Here is a 2,365-nt window from a genome sequence, read left to right on the forward strand (position 1 = left end):
TTGAGAAAGCCGCGCGGGTCTTTGCCATCAACGAGCTGACCCCTGTGATGGAGGCCATGAAGCACGTCAATGAATGGCTTGGTGAAGAAGTCATCCGGTTTAACCAGTATGCTTTGCTTGAATCAAAGTGACACGATACTGACGGCGCAGGTCTGGTCATCAGACCTGCAGGTTAAGTAAACCGGTTTTAAGTTTTTCCGGTGACTTTCTCCCGATATATGTTGCCGGCGTCCGGCCTGAACCACCTGATTTTGTCCATTTGCGGTGGCGATGTAAGTGGATCACTTTTTACCCGTCGCTGACATGATAGTTCGTCACTGTATCCTGTTTATTTCATTCAGTAATTTTCACCATCACCCCATCAAATGTGATCACATTACTCTATTTTTTTCATCGTTTAACCCGTCAGCAGATAACGCCTGAGAGCCTCTACAGCAGGCGCAGTTTCACACCCGTGTCCTGCGCAGTCCTAAACCAATATAAGCCCTCAGAAGGCCGGATATTTGCCCGGAATAGCGATTTAAGGCAACCCCTTTCCGGGCCCTGTTTCGTGCGCTGTCCCCCCGTCGCCTGCGCGCAACTTTTGCTTCGTTTTTCGTGCATTCGTCGATCCTTGTTCAGACCGCGCCCGCGCTGGGCGGAAAAGGCAAAAATACCATCAAAAAAATTGTGCAAAATTGTGCACTATTGTGCAGAGCATGAAACGTTCCTGGAGGGTGTTATTATCGCGCGGGGTTGTCGTATACTTGCGCTGTGGATTTTGACAATGGAAGCGAAGATGAAAACTGTAACTGATGCTGAATTTCGCGCAAATCCCGGAGAGATGCTTGATGAATTTGACGGATTTTAAGTCACCGACACCTGATAAGCCGCCAGCAATTGGCGGCTTATCATTTAGTCGCGCCACAAATATCAAACTTTCAGTGACGGTAGTTGCTGTTATTTCTCGATAAACTCAACGTCCTCATCGCTCAATACGGCGTTTTCTTTGATCGCTTTCAGCCTGCAGGCTGCGTCGTACCTGTTGACCGCGTAGAAAAAACCAGTGAATTGACTGCCATCAATCTGATACTCAAACGATGACCGATACCACCAACGCCCGTTCACGAATACCCTTTCTTTCAGAACAATCTTCATTTTATTCGCCACCTTTATTGTTGATGTCAGCAGCGCGGTCAATACGCTCGATTTCTGCCAGAATGAGGGCACCGGCTTTCACCAGATCACGCCTGGCACCTTGCTGCTTAAACCACTTTGCTTCCCACGGCCAGCTAAGTGGCAGAACTGGATATATATTGGTGTGCGCATACCGTGCATAGGAGCTTGCGGCAATAGCCATTTCTCCATTCGAATGCTCGTCATCATGCTCAGGCGTCCAACCTTCGGCAGTGATCTGGCGCTGGCGTTCTTCCAGCACATCAGTTGCTGCCTTGCTCATCGGCGCTGGCTGGGTGGTGAAAAGCGGAATAATCCTCAGCGGATCGGCATTAGCAGATATTGGCTCAACTGAAAACATCTCAGCGAACCCATATCTTTTTACATCGCGCAATTCTTCTGCATCAGTCCACGCAACAGGCTCCGCTTCGAGCGATGCCAGCGCCATCCGCGCCAGATCAACCATGTGCCAGGGTGGAACTGAGATGAGCTTACCTCTGTCGAAGCTGTTGAGTTGCACCTGTTCTGCCGCGTGCAGATAGTGCTCAATCTCTTCTCGGGTAATAGTAGTCATGCTGTTGCTCCTTCCTGATACTGTTCAAACCAGAACACCACCGGCTTTTCGATCACCTCAACCAGCCCGAAGCGCTCTGCCGTGCGGAAATTCATGCTGCTCTTGCGCCCTCGCTCGACCTGAAGAGATACCTGCTTTCTGAACATTTCCAGCGAGTAGGACGTTTTCAGTAAGTTGCAGGGCGCACATGCAGGGAATAGGTTTTCGAGGTACGCATGCGTGATTCCGTACTGCCTAACCCATGCCGCCACCGCTGCGCCGTTCACTCTGGACTTGCTACCGACCCTGATGGTCGGCATTGCCAGGTGGTCGATGTATCCGCCCTGTCCAGTAATGAGCACAAGCGCACCACTACATCCAGGGTCAATTCCTAAAAAACTACTCATCGCAATTTTCACCGTTTGAACAATCTTTCAGCCATTCAGGACGCTCACCTTTACCCAGGTAGAAATCGATAATATCCAGCAGGCGCGGATAGAACTTGAGCGCATTACGCCCATCCATCTCAGCGATTTCCTGCTTGCTGTATTTACGCCACTCTTCTGCTGTGTGGTTCTGGCAGCCAGCTCGCACATATTCACCATTCGTGATGCTAATGAAGTACTTCTCGCCAATGATTGCGAAAGTGAGATCAGG

3 protein-coding genes and 2 pseudogenes are annotated in these 2,365 nt (G+C 50.1%); 1 reads left to right on the forward strand and 4 read right to left on the reverse strand.

The genetic code is table 11. The annotated features are described in order from the left end of the window. Positions 1 to 131: pseudogene (locus GTGU_RS26755) on the forward strand (phage portal protein); the annotation flags it as partial. Positions 132 to 939: 808 nt separating this feature from the next. Here GTGU_RS26755 and GTGU_RS23000 read toward each other — a convergent pair. The 4 genes and pseudogenes from GTGU_RS23000 to GTGU_RS26200 form a co-directional block, all read right to left on the reverse strand. Next, positions 940 to 1,137, reverse strand: coding sequence for a hypothetical protein (locus GTGU_RS23000; protein WP_038163255.1), 198 nt, complete (start codon positions 1,135 to 1,137; stop codon positions 940 to 942). A 1-nt stretch (position 1,138) separates the two neighbouring features. Next, complete coding sequence (locus GTGU_RS24085; protein WP_051857437.1) at positions 1,139 to 1,729, reverse strand: hypothetical protein; 591 nt, start codon at positions 1,727 to 1,729, stop codon at positions 1,139 to 1,141. After that, a complete protein-coding gene (locus GTGU_RS26760; protein WP_156964242.1) occupies positions 1,726 to 2,115 on the reverse strand; it encodes a RuvC family protein in 390 nt (129 codons plus the stop codon). The genes GTGU_RS24085 and GTGU_RS26760 overlap by 4 nt, the downstream gene beginning before the upstream one ends. Then, positions 2,108 to 2,365: pseudogene (locus tag GTGU_RS26200) on the reverse strand (pentapeptide repeat-containing protein); the annotation flags it as partial. The pseudogene GTGU_RS26200 and the gene GTGU_RS26760, both read right to left, overlap by 8 nt.

It is taken from the genome of Trabulsiella guamensis ATCC 49490, from assembly GCF_000734965.1.
In the GTDB taxonomy this organism is placed as follows: Bacteria; Pseudomonadota; Gammaproteobacteria; order Enterobacterales; family Enterobacteriaceae; genus Trabulsiella; species Trabulsiella guamensis.

What these genes read in the sequence shown, in the direction of transcription:
- GTGU_RS23000 (WP_038163255.1), bottom strand. Translation starts at nt 1,137, where the DNA reads ATGAAGATTGTTCTGAAAGAAAGGGTATTCGTGAACGGGCGTTGGTGG.
- GTGU_RS26760 (WP_156964242.1), bottom strand. Translation starts at nt 2,115, where the DNA reads ATGAGTAGTTTTTTAGGAATTGACCCTGGATGTAGTGGTGCGCTTGTG.
- GTGU_RS24085 (WP_051857437.1), bottom strand. Translation starts at nt 1,729, where the DNA reads ATGACTACTATTACCCGAGAAGAGATTGAGCACTATCTGCACGCGGCA.